This is a genomic window from Thiosocius teredinicola, from assembly GCF_002009425.1.
GTDB lineage: Bacteria > Pseudomonadota > Gammaproteobacteria > Chromatiales > Chromatiaceae > Thiosocius > Thiosocius teredinicola.
The window spans coordinates 3,677,661-3,691,551 of record NZ_CP019936.1 but is presented as its reverse complement, the minus strand read 5'-3'; the positions used below and the strand labels follow the sequence as shown (position 1 = coordinate 3,691,551).

Below are 13,891 nucleotides of genomic sequence, written 5' to 3'. Positions count from 1 at the left end.
CCAGGAAGCGGCGAGCCCGGCATTCATCAGAAAGCGAGCCTATGTGAGACTCGCCGGTCGATACAGCGCCAACGCGTTAGCAACCAGAATCTTGTTTGCGGCCGTTTCGTCGAACGTCTCCATGATCAAGTTCAGGTCATCATCCTGGTAGGCGCGCGGTGCGCGTGTCGACGGTAGGTCGGTGCCGAACATCAGGCATTCGGGGTTCGCGGCGTACAGTTGCCGCAGCGCGCTTGCCACGTCGAAATCGACTCTGCCGAAACCTGTCGCTTTGACCTTTGCGCCTTGCTCAGCGAGCCTTAACAGATGCGGTAGTCCGTCGCTGGAAAGTCCCAGGTGGTCGATACTGATCGCCGGCAGTTTGCCGATCGTTGGCAGCATATCGACCAGGTCGTGTGCGTCGACATACAGCTCGGTATGCCAACCTGCGAGTTCGAATACCCTGCGGGAAAGGCTGTCCAGATGGGTGATGTCTTCTGAGCCGCCCCGTTTCAGGTTGAAGCGCACTGCCCGAACCCCAGCGGCGTGCAGCTCGACAATGTCGTCGTCGGCAATCGATGCGGGCACTTGGGTGACGCCGACGTAGCCGCGGCCGAGCCTCTTCAATGCGTGCAGCAGGTAACTCTGATCGAAGCCTTGAAATGACCCCGACACTACGGCGCCACCGACGACATGGCTCGCAGCCATCCGCGTGATGTAGTCGTGACAGGTGAAAGGCTGTGGCAGAAAGCCGTTGTTCTCGGTTAGAGGAAAGCCCGGTTCGATGATATGCAGATGGGCATCGAACAATGTCGGTGTGGGCGGCATCAGGCCGGCATGGTAAGTGGCAGAGACATGCCACCAAGACTACCCCGGCGGTGGAGCAGGGGGAACCCGTTCTTGCTGCGTGCGTGTCAGCCGTTCAGGTTGCGCGCTTTCACCGGGTCGCTCTCCGCACTCGGGTTCGACGAACGCCGTGTAGACGCGCGATGGTAGTTCGCGCAGCGCGTGAAATGAGTCGATGCAAGGTTATGCCGCACGCTCATGCAGTCCGGCATCGAGTTTCCGATTTTTCAGCAGGTAAGTGAGTTCATGTGCACCGAACGCCTTTGGTGTGATGCCAAGACTGATCAGATCATCGGTTGGGCAGGTGTTTCCTTCGAGCAGCATCTGCAGCTGGTCGTGGGTGATCGGGAAAGATTCGAAGCGGTCGAGCAGACGCGCGGCTGTCGACACGCCGAATGCCGGGACAGGCAGCTTGTGTTTGCTCTTGCCCACAACGTCGGCGATGGTCGACAGTATTTCTCGCCAAGTAACCTCGGCGGCACCGCCGAGGCATAGTTTCTTGCCGTACGTTGCAGGATCGCGCAGAGCGCGCGCAAATGCCTGGGCGACGTCGTCGATGTGCACCGGCGTCAGTCTGATCGGGTCTGCGTCACCGGGTAGCATGCCGGTGTAGAACAGCGGGGCGGGGATCGGCGGTTCGATGATGTCCTGCAACAACTGCGTGGCGAACTCCATCCGGCCGCGCGGGTCGCCGAAGATCACGGAGGGGCTGAATACCGTTCAGTCCAGCCGGGTCTTCATCAGGTACTGTTCGGCCCGGTACTTCGTCATTTGATACGGCGTGCCGTCCGCCTTTGCGCCATTGGCGCCCATCAGTATGAAGCGGTTCACGCCGGTCCAGCGCGCCGCGTCGATAACACGGATTGCCGCCTTCTCGTGAAGCTGGTCGAACGTGATACCGCGCTTGGGGAACTCGCGCAGAATGCCGATGTTATAGATCACCGCATCGGCGCCATCGAGCATCTGCAACATGGCAGCGTTGTCGCTGATGTCTCCGGAAACCAATTGGCAACGCTCTGGGTGGCGCATTTTGTGTTCGCTGCCAGGGCGTACCATGACAATGGGTTTCACGCCGGCACTGACAAGTGCATCGACCAGGTAGCCACCGACAAATCCCGTTCCACCAAAAATCGCTACTCGCATGTTAGCTCCCGACTATCGGTCGTCTCCGCCCACGGCGTAGCTGTCTGCAATCGACGTGTGGGCATGGACGGTCACCAGTTCATCATTGTTATCCGAGTCTAGAAGACGGTCCGGGATAAAAACAGGTCAAAAATTGGACGGTTTGGCCGAAAGTGCGCATAAATCAGGACATGAGACCTGAAAATCTGGACAATATTGCGTCTAGGAGGTCGGCGCAGCCTGAACGCCTGAACACGGACTAGACGAGGCGCCCTCGCACTCCGTGGCCTGCTGCTGCCTCGCGGCTTTGCGCTTTTCGCCTGTCTGTATTGACCAAGACAATTGACGATACGCCTCTAAATCCGTCAAGGTTGCGCCACACTTTCAGAGGGTGGACAGGGCTTTGCAGAGGGTAGTACGGCGTAAGCATTTGTTAGCAGTCACAGGCGATGCCAGCGGCAAGGCGGTCGACCGATGATTCCACCACTGGAGGCCCTGCAACGGCTGCGCGAGGGCAATCAGCGATTCGCTTCCGGTGATCGCAGTCTCGACAATCTGCAGATGCTCACGCGTCGTGATGCTTTGTTGGCAGGTCAGACACCGTTTGCCGTAATCATCGGCTGTTCCGATTCGCGTGTGCCGGTCGAGATCATTTTCGACCAGGGTCTGGGTGATCTCTTCGTTATCCGCGTGGCGGGCAATGTCGTGGCGCCTTCGCAGATCGGTAGTGTCGAATTCGCGGCCGAGAAATTCGGTACCCGCCTGGTCGTCGTCATGGGCCACACGCGCTGCGGCGCCGTTCAGGCGACGCTCGAAGAGCTGCAGCGACCGACCGAGTCGCAATCGCGCAATCTGCGCTCGATCGTCGACCGCATTCGCCCTTCAGTCGAGGGGCTGCTGGCGACCGAATTGCGCAACAACAAGCAGGAGCTGACCGAGCAGGCGGTGCGGGCAAACGTGCGCGTCGCAGCCAACAACCTGCGTCATGGCTCCGAGATCCTCGAATCGCTGATCGATCACGATGAACTGCTGGTGGTGGGCGCCGAGTACTCGCTTGAGACCGGTATCGTCGACTTCTTCGACGGTATGCCCGATTCCGGCTAAGCAGGCAGTCGCTTCAGTACGCCGTTCGGTCGGTCAGCCAGTAGAAACGATAGGCCGGAACCACCAACTGATCGTTGAACTGCTGAGGCGACTCGCCCGAGTAGAGGTCGCGTAGCTGTCCGAACGCGAAATGCCCCCGGTTGGCCAGGTCGCTGAGCGTCAACGACTGCGGGAAGCTGTCGAAGTTTGCCACCACGAGCACGTTATCGTTCTGCATGAACGGGTTGTTGCGGATGAACACGAACAGGTGCGGGTTCTCCGATTCGATCAGCGTGCGGTTGTTGTAGTCGGCAAAGGCCGGTGTGCTCTTGCGCACCGCGATCATCTTCTTCAGGCCATCGTAGATGCGTTGTTCGACCGTGCCGTGCTGCTGACGCAGCTCGGCCTTGCTCCAGTCGATCTTCGGGCGATGCATCCAGCGGTTGTCGTGCGCCTTGTTCTCGTCCTGCAGGAAGGTGCAGTCGTTCAACGTGCCGATCTCGTCGCCGTAATACAGCAATGGGATGCCGCCGAACGACATGATCATGCTGTGCAACAGCAGAATCTGGTTGACGCTCTGGTCGACGGCTTCGTGGTCGTTGCTCTCCAACGCCGCTTCCAGACCCACGAGTGAGGCCAGTGCGCCCGAGATGCGGGCGTCGCCGGTCTTTTCGTTACGCCCGAACGGCTGGCCGCGCGCCGGCGAGGTATCGTAGGCGCCGGTGAAATAGTCGACCAGAAAGCGGCGGTGCGAGTAGGGGTCGTAACCGACCTTGGCGATGTCGGCGTCGTCGAAGCCCAAACCGATGTCGTCGTGGCATCGCACATAGTTCAGCCAGGTGGCGCGGTCGAGCTTGTTCGGCAGGCTCAGAATGCTCTGGTTGAGCAGTTTGGCGTTCTTGGTCGCAACCGCTTCCCACAGCAGCGCCATGTAGGTCGCGTTGTAGGCGATCTCGCATTCCTTGGCGATGACGGCGTCTTCACCGAAGTATTTGATGATCTCGACCGGTGCGACGATCGCCTCGGCGATGAACAACACGCCCGGTGCCGTCACCTGGCTACAGTCCTTCATCAGTTGCAGGATCAGGTGCGCCTCGCGTTCGTTCTGGCTGGTGGTGCCGATCTTCTTCCACAAAAAGGCAACGGCATCGAGGCGCACGATATCCGCGCCCTGGTTCGCCCAGAACAGGATGATGTCGAGCATCTCGATGAATACCGCGGGATTGCTGTAGTTCAGATCCCACTGGTATGAATTGAAGACCGTCATCACCCACTTGTTCATCGTCTCGTCGAAGGTGAAATTGCCGGGTGAGGTTTCCGGAAACACCTCGGGCATGGTCTCTTCGAACATATCCGGAATGTCGCGGTTGTCGAAGACGTAGTAGTAGTCCTGAAACTTCTTCTCGCCCTCGCGCGCCTTCTGCGCCCAGGCATGCTCGTCGGAGGTATGGTTCACGACGACATCGAGGGTCAACAGGATGTTGCGTCGGCGCATGTCCTTGGCGAGATCACGCAGCTCTTCGAGCGTGCCCACTCGCTCGTCGATATCGCGAAAATTGCTCACCGCGTAACCGCCGTCACTCGCACCGGCCGGGCATTCGAGCATCGGCATCAAATGCATCATGTTGACGCCGAGTTCTTGGATGTAGGGCAGGTGCGACTGCACGCCCTTGAGGTTGCCGGCGAAACCGTCGGTGTACAGCGCCATGCCGACCCACTGCTGGTTGAGGAACCATTCGTGGTCGTTTTCGCGTTCGACATCCAGTCGTTTGAGGTCGGTGTTGCGTTTGGTGTACTGCACGGCCATGACCTCGACCAGGCGCAGCATCTGCTGTTTGAAATCATCACGCTGGCCATAGAGGTGATGGAACAGCGAATAGATTGCATAGAAGTTGGCACCGAGCCGCGTATAGAAGTGCCGCAGATCGCGTTTGCGAATGTCCGGTTTCAGCTCATCGAGGATATCGTTGAGAAGAGAATGCGAGACCTGTTCGTACATAACTGCTTCTTGTTGTCTTAGAGGTTCCAGTCTTTGATGAGCGGTGCATAGAACGCCGGGTCATCGACCGTGGCGCCCCGGTTGCCGACGATCCTGGACGCGAACGTTTGAGCGCGTTTGAGGGTATCGGTCAGATGCCATCCGCGCACCAGTCCCAGGATCATCACCGAGGCGAAGGCATCGCCGGCGCCGACCGTGTCAACGACATGGTCGGCGCGTTCGGGCTCAACGGTAAAGCTCTCGCCTGCGGCGGTCAGCACCTCGGCGCCTTTCGCGCCATGCGTGACGAGCAGTCCGCGCAATCCCTGCTGATCGAGGAAATCGCTCGCCGACGTGCCGGGTGCCAGTTCGTCGAGCTCGTCGCCGTTGAGCTTCACCCAGTCGGCGCGGCCGACCAGCGACAGCACTTTCTCGCGTTGCCACCACGGCGGGCGCAGGTTGACGTCGAGAAACACGGTGCCCGGGTGTTCATCGGTGATGTGCTTGAGTGCGCGCATCGACGCCGGCTCACGCAACGCCAGGCTGCCGTGATACAGCCAGCGACAGCCTTTTGCCATCTCCGGTTTCTCGATCGCATCGTAGGCGCAGGGGTTGACGATGTCATAACTCGGTTCGCCGCCGATCAGCGACACATCCACCTTGCCGGTCGGCAGGGTTGCATCCGTCTGTAAGCCGCTCGTGTCCATGCCCCAGCGCTGCATCGCGCTACGCACCGACTCACCCTCTGCATCGTCACCCACGCGACTGATGAACAGCGGTGCACAGCCGAAGGCCTGCAGATGCCACGCGACATTGAATGGGGCGCCGCCCAGTACGCTGTTGCCGTCGGGGAAATGGTCGAACAATACCTCACCGAAAATGCACAGCTTCTGTTTCACGCAGACGGCTCCTCGTCGAACGCCATCCACGCGACGGCCTCGGGGTGATAGTGCGCAATGCCTTCGAGCATACCGGCACTGTAGTTTCCGTTCATGCCTTGAAAGCCGCCTTCAGCGATGTACAAGCGGTCCGACGTGCCACCATCTTCGGCCAGCTGTCGTGCCAGTTGTCGCACATCGGCCTGGCTGTTCGCGACGAGCACCGACGGAATGGCGCTCGCCAGCACTTCGATGTCGTTGCCGCTGTCGCCGCAAAACACGGTGTTGTCTTGGCTGAAGTCGTGCATGCACATCAAGGCCTCGATCGCGTGATATTTCGAGGCGCGTTGCGGTAGTACATCGAGCAGGCCGATGCCGTCGGGTTCGTCGACGCTCCAGATCAGGCGCGCTTTCACATCACTGGCCTTCAGGCGGGCATCGATCATGGCGGATAGCGTATTGCGGTCGCTGTGCAAAGGTACGTAATAGCTTAGCTTGTAATCGTTCTGCTTGGCGGATTCCTGCAGTCGTAGCGCGGGAAGCCCGCTTAGCAGCGATTTGATGTCCATGCGGGTGCGTCCGCCCCAATCCTGGGCAATCTGTTGTTCCCAAGTGGTCTGTCGCACCCATTCCTTCTCTGGGCCGACGTGATAGATTGTCGTGCCGACGTCGCCGACCACGAAGTCGGGCACGGGCAGCAGGTAGTTGCCGATCGCCTGCTCGACGAGTGCGCGATGCCGACCGGTGACGTATGCGATCGTGACCTCGGGCCGCTGCGCCAGCATTGCGAAGTGCTTGCGTGCGCCCGCCGATTCGGACTGTGGCCCATTGGGTATCAATGTTCGGTCCAAATCGGTGCAGATCAGCAGGCGCCCGGTCATGAGTCGTGCGGTATCTCGCAGGTATTGAAGAAATCGTAATGATCGATGGCTTCAAGGATGCCGCCCGCATGCGGACGCGCAGCGAAATAGATACTCTCCTGGTCGACCAACTGCGACAGTTCCTCGTGATGCCGGTTGGCGACCACGACCGCCAGCGTGTTGCCGCGCATCATGTCTTCGTCGGCGCCCGAGCCGCCGGCGGCGAGGATCTGCTCCATGGGTATGTCGAGACGCTGAGATACATAACGCAACGCCTGGCCTTTCGACGCGCGCCGCCGGCACGATGTCGAGGAACTGACCGAACGAGCAGAACACGTTCGCGGTGAGTTCTTCTGCCGGATCAGCGCGGATGATCTCGTCGACCGGATGGCGCGTTTGTGGGATCGTAGTAGAACGACAGCTTCCACGCCGTCTGTTCGTTCTTCGGCTGGCGTTTCAAACCAGGCAACTCGCTAATCATGCGCCAGATCGGTTTCGGGTCCCAGTGGTGATCGATGTGGTCGGCCCAGTAGTCGTCGACCGTCAGTGCCTGGCCGTAGTGAATGCGCGTGCCCAGGCTGCTGATCAACACATCGGGTGTCGGGATGCCTTGCTTCTTCATCAGCGCCAACGCGGCATCGATGCGGCGCCCGGTCGCGATGCCGAAGGTGACGCACTTGCGATTTTCGCGCAACGCCTCGACCAGCAACTTCAACGTCGCCGGGTTCGCCGATCAGGTTCTGATCGAGATCGGGTGAAGATCGCACGGTCGCGATAGCGCAGCGCGCGCGGCGGTTTTTCTTCGCGCGGCAGCGGCTGATACTTGGTCGCAGGGCGGCGAGTTGCGCCATGTAGTTCTGCGCATGTGCCTGCCACGAATAATGCTTGCGTACACCCTCGATACGTTGCGCGATGCCACCGACCATTGCTGCTCATTGCGCAGTAGCTTGAGCAGTTTGCGGGTGATGGCCTCCTTGTCCAACGGGTCGATCAGTTCACCGTTGTGACAATTGGCAATGATATCGACCGGGCCGCCGTTTTCGGTGGCGACAATCGGCAGTCCGCTGGCGGCTGCTTCCAGCAGCGTCAATCCAAAGGGTTCGGTCAGCGCGGGGTTGATGAAGATACCTTTGCCTGCCGCGACCATGCGGTAGATCTGCGGGACCTCGTCGGCACGGTGGCTCTTGGGCAGCGCGACGCGCCCGTACAGGTCATAGGAATCGATCAACAACAGGATGTTTGTCAGCACGCCCTGGGCGCCGGTATCCATGTCGCGGATATCGTCGCGGTTGCCGGCGACGATCAACAGGTTTGCTGCCTGCTGCAGCGCTGACGATTCGCCGAAGGCCTCGATCAGCGTCAGGATGTTCTTGCGTTCGTCAGGGCGCGACAATGCCAGTACCAGCGGCTTGTCGGGATTGCGCAGAAAACGGTCGACCTGTTTGCGGAAGGCGATGTCTTCTTTGCTATCGGGTGGATGAAACTGCTTGAGATCGGTTCCCGGCGGTACCACCGCCATGCGGTCTGCATCGTAGTAGTTGTACAGACCGTACTGTTCTTCGATCTCGTTGTGCGTGCTGGTGATCACCAGGTCGGCGTTGGCCAGAATCTCTTCTTCGGCATCGATGCGCCGGCCGATGTTGTAGGTGCGCTCGATCGCTTCGCGCGTCAGGCCGCGGGCGAGCAGGCGTTTGCGCTTGTCGCGTCCAAGCGAGTGGCCGGTATGCACCAGCGCGTGGCGAACAGGTGCGCCAGGCGTACGCCGACGTAGCCGGCATCGGCGTAGTGACTGTGAACGATATCGGGGTGCGCGGTCTTCCTCGTTCAGCCAGTTCACCAGGTTGTCCATGAAGCTGTCGAGATGATCCCAGAGCTGCTCTTTCGGGATGTATTGATCGGACCGGCTTCGATCCGCACGATGCGTGCCTTGTCGGTGAGTCGTTCGATGGGCTGCGCATAGTCGTCGCTGATGTGTTTGTCGACGACGCGGCGAGTGATCAGATCGACTTGGTCGACCTCATCGCGTTCGGCGAGTGCGCGCGCCAGGTCGACGACGTATTTGGTTTGCCCACCGGTGTCGGCGTCGCGCCCGAGCTCCAGATTGTTGCTGCGGATCAACCCGTGGATGCTGATCAGTAGGATGTACTTGCCGGGTTTGTCGTTGCTCATAGCGCCCCGATCACCGTGTTTGGCAGTGACAACATGATGGTGTTTACGTCCTTTGCCAATGGATTCATGTCTATTGTCGGGAAAGCGGCACACGATGCCAAGCGGGGTAGCCGCCTTTAGCCGACATATTGCACCGGCATTAAGTCACAGGTCTGGTAGTTGACCGTTATACGCGGGCTTTCAGCAGAAGTTGGCGCTTCTGCATCAAGGGTTGTACCTGTGATCGACGCGGTGGCTATGCGGACGGGGTTGCAGGCGTGCTGAGTGGTTTGTTCAATGCGCGGCGCCGGCAGGCGGCAGCTGCCAGATCCGTACGCTGGCGTCATCACTGCTGGTCGTTAGATAGCGACCGTCGGGCGACGGTGAGACGGAGGTTCCGCACAGGTCGTGTTGTTGCAGCCTTTCCAGGGTGCGACCGCTGCCCGCTTCGAGTATCAACACGGCGCTGTCGGTCTGGCGGCTGATGCTGGCGAGTCGCCCATCGTTGAGGTAGGCGAGATCGTTGATGATCCCCTGGTGTTCGGTGGCGATGGTATCCAGATGACCGTCGCTCAAATGCCAACGGAACAGTCGAAACCAACCGGCGCCGAGCAGGTTTGAACCGTCGTCGCTGAACAGCAGGGTGCGTGCGTCGCTGGGTGGGGCATCGAGCCGTAGGGGAGGGGTGTCGACACGCCACGCGAAGACCGCGCCGTCACCACCCGATGATGCGAGTCTTTCGCCATCGCTGGCCAAGGCACGGACATAGTCGCCGTGCAGGTTCGTCCAGGCGGCGACGGACTCACCGTCGGGATTCCACGCACGCACGCTGCCGTCTTTGTGTCCGCTGATGAACAGCGACTGATCGGGTGTCGCGGTGAGCGCGGTGATCGGGCTGAGGGTTTGCCACTCACTCAGCAGCCTTCCGGTCGCCGACCAGATCGCGATCCGCCCGTCGTATCCGCTGCTGAGCAGGCGTTGCGTTTGACCGGGTTGTGCCCTTAAAAAGATCAGTCCGGTCACGTTGCCTTTGTGTGCGTTCCAGCCGGCGTAGCGCTGACCACTCTCTAGACGCCACAGGCGGATGCGGCCGGCCCAACCGCCGGAGGCCACGAGTGTCGAGTCCGGACTGGTCGCCAACACGCTGCCGCCGCCGTGTGCGTCGGAGATGATCAGGTCGGCGGGACGCTCCGGCTTGGATTGGCAGCCGAGTAGAGACAAGCTCAGCGCGAGCCACACGCCGGCGATCGCCAGCCGCGAACTGCACGCATACTTTGTCGTGTGGAATGTCGTCATGAGCACCATCACCGAACCGATCAACCTGATCGGGCAAGCTTGCAGCGTTTGGCGGCGCATTGAAAGGCCGTTAAAGGTTGATGCCGTCAGACCGATCTCTGTTAGGGGAAACCGCGGGGAGTCTTCGAGTGTTGCGTATCGTTGTGGTGTTGGGATTCATCCTTTTCTGGGGTTCGCCGGTAATGGCCGGCGGCGCGGCGTGCGTGATGGCCAAGTATCAGGGTGAAACACTCGATTACGCCCTGGTCTACGGCAAGTCGCACCCGGTCGAAGCGCAAGAACAGGCTGAGGCCGAGCTGCGCGACAAGGGATACGGCGACTACCTCAAGCACCTCGACGTGATTCGCGCGCAGAACCTGTCCAATCTTGAGCACGCCTTCGTCATCGTCATCCGCAGTGAGTTCACCGATTTCCGCGATCGCCAGCGTTCGGCGATGGGCTGCGGTTTCAGTGCCTCCTCTTATAAAGAGGCCGAATGGGACGCGCTGCGTGATCTACAGTCTTACTTCTGGGGATGGAAACCCGACCAGCACGGCTACCAATTGGTGCGCAAGTTCCGCTACTGAGCGCCGGCCGCGACTGAATTCTAAAAACACAAAAAACTGACGGGTATGTGCCGGACGTCGCTGCAGGCGTTGCGGCACAAGGGTATTCGCATGTCTGCGAGTCGCTGCGCGGAGCATCGAGACGCCCCGATCGGCTGCGCGGTTTGATATTAGGCATAGCGAATATTAGAATGTTAGATTGTTTTCATAAAAGCGCCTTAATAGGTCATAAATCAAAAGGTTAGGGCATGTTGGATCCCGTTTTGAGTGTCGAATCCGAGGTAGGTAATCGCGAGGTCAAAAACACGACCTGCTATATGTGCGCCTGCCGTTGTGGGATACGTGTCACCCTGCGCGATGGCGAGGTGCGACACATCGAAGGTAACCCCGAACACCCGTTGAACAAGGGTGTGATCTGCGCCAAGGGTGCCTCGGGCATCATGAAGCAGTACTCGCCGGCGCGTATCACCAAGCCGTTGATGCGCAAACCGAACGGCAAGCGTGGCGAATCCGATTTCGAAGAGATCTCGTGGGACCGCGCGTTCCAGATCATGGAAGAGCGCCTCGTCAAGCTGCGCGCCGAAGATCCGAAGAAGTTCGCCCTGTTCACCGGACGCGACCAGATGCAGGCGCTGACCGGCATGTTCGCCAAGCAGTTCGGTACGCCGAACTACGCAGCGCACGGCGGCTTCTGCTCGGTCAACATGGCGGCCGGCCTGATCTACACGATTGGTGGTTCGTTCTGGGAGTTCGGCGGCCCCGACCTGGATCGCGCCAAGCTGTTCGTGATGATCGGTACCGCCGAAGATCACCACTCCAATCCGTTGAAGATGGCGATCTCCAAGTTCAAACGTCGCGGCGGTCGCTTTATCTCGATCAACCCGGTGCGTACCGGTTATTCGGCGATCGCCGACGAGTGGGTGCCGATCAAGCCGGGCACCGACGGTGCGCTGATGCTGGCGATCACCCACGAGATCATCTCTCAGGGCCTGTATGACCGCGAGTTCCTGGTCGATTACACCAACGCCGCCGAGTTGGTGAACCTGGATACCGCTGCGGATGACTACGGTATGTTCATTCGCACCAACCGTCCGGTCGAGGAGGGTTGTTTCGATGCGCAGAACAAACTGTGGTGGGACCGTAAGACCAACGGTCCGGTCGATGTGCGTTGCGAAAGCTGCGACCCGTTCTTGCTGGGCAGCTACGAAGTCGACGGCAAGCCGGTCAAGACGGCCTTCCAGATGCTCAAAGAGCGCGTCGCCGAATACACGCCGGAATGGGCCGCCGGTATCACCGGTATCCCGGCCGAGACCATTCGCCGACTCGCCCACGAGATGGGCGTCACCGCGCGTGACCAGAAGATCGAACTGCCGATCCAGTGGACCGATGTATGGGGCCGCGAGCACAGCTCGGTAGTCGGCAACCCGGTTGCGTTCCACTCGATGCGCGGTCTGGCCGCACACTCGAACGGTTTCCAGACGATCCGCGCACTCGGTGTGCTGATGACCATCCTCGGTACCATCGATCGTCCCGGTGGTTTCCGCCACAAGGCGCCGTTCCCGCGTCCGATCCCGCCTTGCCCCAAGCCGCCGAAAGGTCCGGAGGGTGTGCAGCCGAACACGCCGCTCGACGGCATGCCGCTCGGTTGGCCGGCCGATCCGAACGACCTGTTCGTCGACGACCAGGGCAACCCGGTGCGTATCGACAAGGCGTTCTCCTGGGAATACCCGCTGTCGGTGCACGGCCTGATGCACAACGTGATCACCAACGCGTGGCGCGGCGACCCCTACAAGATCGACACCCTGCTGTTGTTCATGGCGAACATGGCATGGAATTCGTCGATGAACACCGACAAAACCCGCGAGATGCTGGTCGACAAGGACGAGAACGGCGAATACAAGATTCCGTTCATCATCGTCTGCGATGCCTTCCAGTCGGAGACGGTGGCGTTTGCCGACCTCGTGTTGCCCGACACCACCTACCTCGAACGTCACGATGCCCTGTCGATGCTCGATCGCCCGATCTCCGAATTCGACGGTCCGTGCGATTCGGTGCGTGTGCCGGTCGTACCGCCGAAAGGCGAGTGCAAGCCGTTCCAGGAAGTGCTGATCGAGATGGGTTCGCGCCTCGGTCTGCCGGCCTTCGTCAACGACGATGGCTCGCGCAAGTTCCGCGACTACCCGGACTTTGTCGTCAACTACGAGACCTCGCCGGGCTCCGGTATCGGCTTCCTGTCGGGCTGGCGCGGTAAAGGTGGCGAGAAGTTCCTCAAAGGCGAACCGAACCCGCGCCAGTGGGAGATGTACGCCAAGAACAACTGCGTGTTCCATTACGAGTTGCCCAAGTCGTACCAGTACATGCGTAACTGGAACAAGGGTTACCTCGAATGGGCACGTGCCCACGGTATGACGCGTTACGCCGAGCCGATCAACGTGCACATCTATTCCGAGGTGCTGCAGAAGTTCCGTCTTGCCGCACAAGGCAAGCGTCCGGGCAAGCAGCCGCCGAAGCACCTGGCCAAGCGCGTCGAAACCTATTTCGATCCGCTGCCGTTCTATCACGAGACGCTCGAGTCCGAACTGGTCGACACCCACGAGTACCCGTTGAATGCGCTGACCCAGCGTCCGATGGCGATGTACCACTCGTGGGACAGCCAGAACGCCTGGCTGCGTCAGATCCACACCTACAACTATCTGTTCATGAGCCCCAAGCTGGGTGCAGCCAAAGGCTTCGAGGACGGTGACTGGGTGTGGGTCGAGTCGCCGCACGGCAAGGTACGTTGCATGGCGCGTTTCTCAGAGTCGGTCGAGCCGGGCACGGTCTGGACCTGGAATGCCATCGGCAAGGCCGCAGGAGCCTGGGGTCTGACCCCGAAGGCGAACGAATCGCAGAAAGGCTTCCTGCTGAACCACGTGATCTCGGAAGAACTGCCGCCGTGCGAAGCGGGGCCGCACTTGTCGAACTCCGACCCGGTCACCGGCCAGGCGGCCTGGTTCGACGTGCGCGTCAAAGTCTACAAGGCCGAAGAGGGCGAACCGGCTGTCAGTTTCCCGCAGTTCGACGCGCAGCGTCGCGTGCCGGGGCAGGATCGCAAGCGCGGCAAGTGGCAGGCCTATTTTGCCGGGGTGTTCCGCCGCAAGACGGGCATCGAGTAAG

General features: G+C 60.3%; 10 protein-coding genes and 1 pseudogene. 3 read left to right on the top strand and 8 right to left on the bottom strand.

Annotated features, from left to right (window positions below; translation table 11 throughout):
• Nucleotides 1-39: 39 nt before the first annotated feature.
• The 3 genes from B1781_RS17465 to B1781_RS23485 form a co-directional block, all read right to left on the bottom strand.
• On the bottom strand, nucleotides 40-807 hold the full coding sequence (locus B1781_RS17465; protein WP_078120884.1) for an amidohydrolase family protein: 768 nt from the start codon (nucleotides 805-807) through the stop codon (nucleotides 40-42).
• Between the two features lie 201 nt (nucleotides 808-1,008).
• Nucleotides 1,009-1,527 carry a Rossmann-fold NAD(P)-binding domain-containing protein gene (locus tag B1781_RS23490; protein ID WP_334223766.1) on the bottom strand — a complete coding sequence of 173 codons (519 nt, stop codon included), beginning with the start codon at nucleotides 1,525-1,527 and terminating at the stop codon, nucleotides 1,009-1,011.
• 18 nt (nucleotides 1,528-1,545) lie between these two features.
• Nucleotides 1,546-1,968 carry an SDR family oxidoreductase gene (locus B1781_RS23485; protein ID WP_334223765.1) on the bottom strand — a complete coding sequence of 141 codons (423 nt, stop codon included), beginning with the start codon at nucleotides 1,966-1,968 and terminating at the stop codon, nucleotides 1,546-1,548.
• Nucleotides 1,969-2,421: 453 nt separating this feature from the next.
• Here B1781_RS23485 and B1781_RS17455 point away from each other — a divergent pair, with 453 nt between their 5' ends.
• Entirely contained in the window at nucleotides 2,422-3,051 is a 630-nt protein-coding gene (locus tag B1781_RS17455; RefSeq protein WP_078120883.1) for a carbonic anhydrase, read from the top strand.
• Between the two features lie 13 nt (nucleotides 3,052-3,064).
• Here B1781_RS17455 and B1781_RS17450 read toward each other — a convergent pair whose 3' ends face one another.
• The 5 genes and pseudogenes from B1781_RS17450 to B1781_RS17430 all read right to left on the bottom strand — a co-directional run bounded on the left by B1781_RS17450 (nucleotide 3,065) and on the right by B1781_RS17430 (nucleotide 10,190).
• On the bottom strand, nucleotides 3,065-5,029 hold the full coding sequence (locus B1781_RS17450; RefSeq protein WP_078120882.1) for an alpha-amylase family glycosyl hydrolase: 1,965 nt from the start codon (nucleotides 5,027-5,029) through the stop codon (nucleotides 3,065-3,067).
• 17 nt (nucleotides 5,030-5,046) lie between these two features.
• Nucleotides 5,047-5,907 (bottom strand): carbohydrate kinase family protein, encoded by an 861-nt coding sequence (locus tag B1781_RS17445; protein WP_078120881.1) that lies wholly within the window; start codon nucleotides 5,905-5,907, stop codon nucleotides 5,047-5,049.
• On the bottom strand, nucleotides 5,904-6,767 hold the full coding sequence (locus tag B1781_RS17440; protein WP_078120880.1) for an HAD-IIB family hydrolase: 864 nt from the start codon (nucleotides 6,765-6,767) through the stop codon (nucleotides 5,904-5,906). Before B1781_RS17440 ends, B1781_RS17445 begins: the two co-directional genes overlap by 4 nt.
• Nucleotides 6,764-8,915: pseudogene (locus tag B1781_RS23635) on the bottom strand (HAD-IIB family hydrolase). Before B1781_RS23635 ends, B1781_RS17440 begins: the two are co-directional and overlap by 4 nt.
• A 273-nt stretch (nucleotides 8,916-9,188) precedes the next feature.
• Nucleotides 9,189-10,190, bottom strand: a complete 1,002-nt coding sequence (locus B1781_RS17430) for a WD40 repeat domain-containing protein (protein ID WP_164513442.1) — start codon at nucleotides 10,188-10,190, stop codon at nucleotides 9,189-9,191.
• A gap of 128 nt (nucleotides 10,191-10,318) precedes the next feature.
• On the opposite strand from B1781_RS17430, the gene B1781_RS17425 reads away from it, so the two are divergent.
• Both B1781_RS17425 and soeA read left to right on the top strand, forming a co-directional pair.
• The gene (locus B1781_RS17425) at nucleotides 10,319-10,756 is read left to right on the top strand and encodes a hypothetical protein (protein ID WP_078120878.1); all 438 of its coding nucleotides are present in this window, start codon (nucleotides 10,319-10,321) and stop codon (nucleotides 10,754-10,756) included.
• Between the two features lie 227 nt (nucleotides 10,757-10,983).
• Nucleotides 10,984-13,890, top strand: coding sequence for a sulfite dehydrogenase subunit SoeA (soeA, locus tag B1781_RS17420; protein WP_078120877.1), 2,907 nt, complete (start codon nucleotides 10,984-10,986; stop codon nucleotides 13,888-13,890).
• Nucleotide 13,891 lies beyond the last annotated feature (1 nt).

Coding starts and splice junctions, on each gene's coding strand:
- B1781_RS17465 (WP_078120884.1), bottom strand. CDS start 807: ATGCCGCCCACACCGACATTGTTCGATGCCCATCTGCATATCATCGAA.
- B1781_RS23485 (WP_334223765.1), bottom strand. CDS start 1,968: ATGCGAGTAGCGATTTTTGGTGGAACGGGATTTGTCGGTGGCTACCTG.
- B1781_RS17455 (WP_078120883.1), top strand. CDS start 2,422: ATGATTCCACCACTGGAGGCCCTGCAACGGCTGCGCGAGGGCAATCAG.
- B1781_RS17450 (WP_078120882.1), bottom strand. CDS start 5,029: ATGTACGAACAGGTCTCGCATTCTCTTCTCAACGATATCCTCGATGAG.
- B1781_RS17440 (WP_078120880.1), bottom strand. CDS start 6,767: ATGACCGGGCGCCTGCTGATCTGCACCGATTTGGACCGAACATTGATA.
- B1781_RS17430 (WP_164513442.1), bottom strand. CDS start 10,190: ATGACGACATTCCACACGACAAAGTATGCGTGCAGTTCGCGGCTGGCG.
- soeA (WP_078120877.1), top strand. CDS start 10,984: ATGTTGGATCCCGTTTTGAGTGTCGAATCCGAGGTAGGTAATCGCGAG.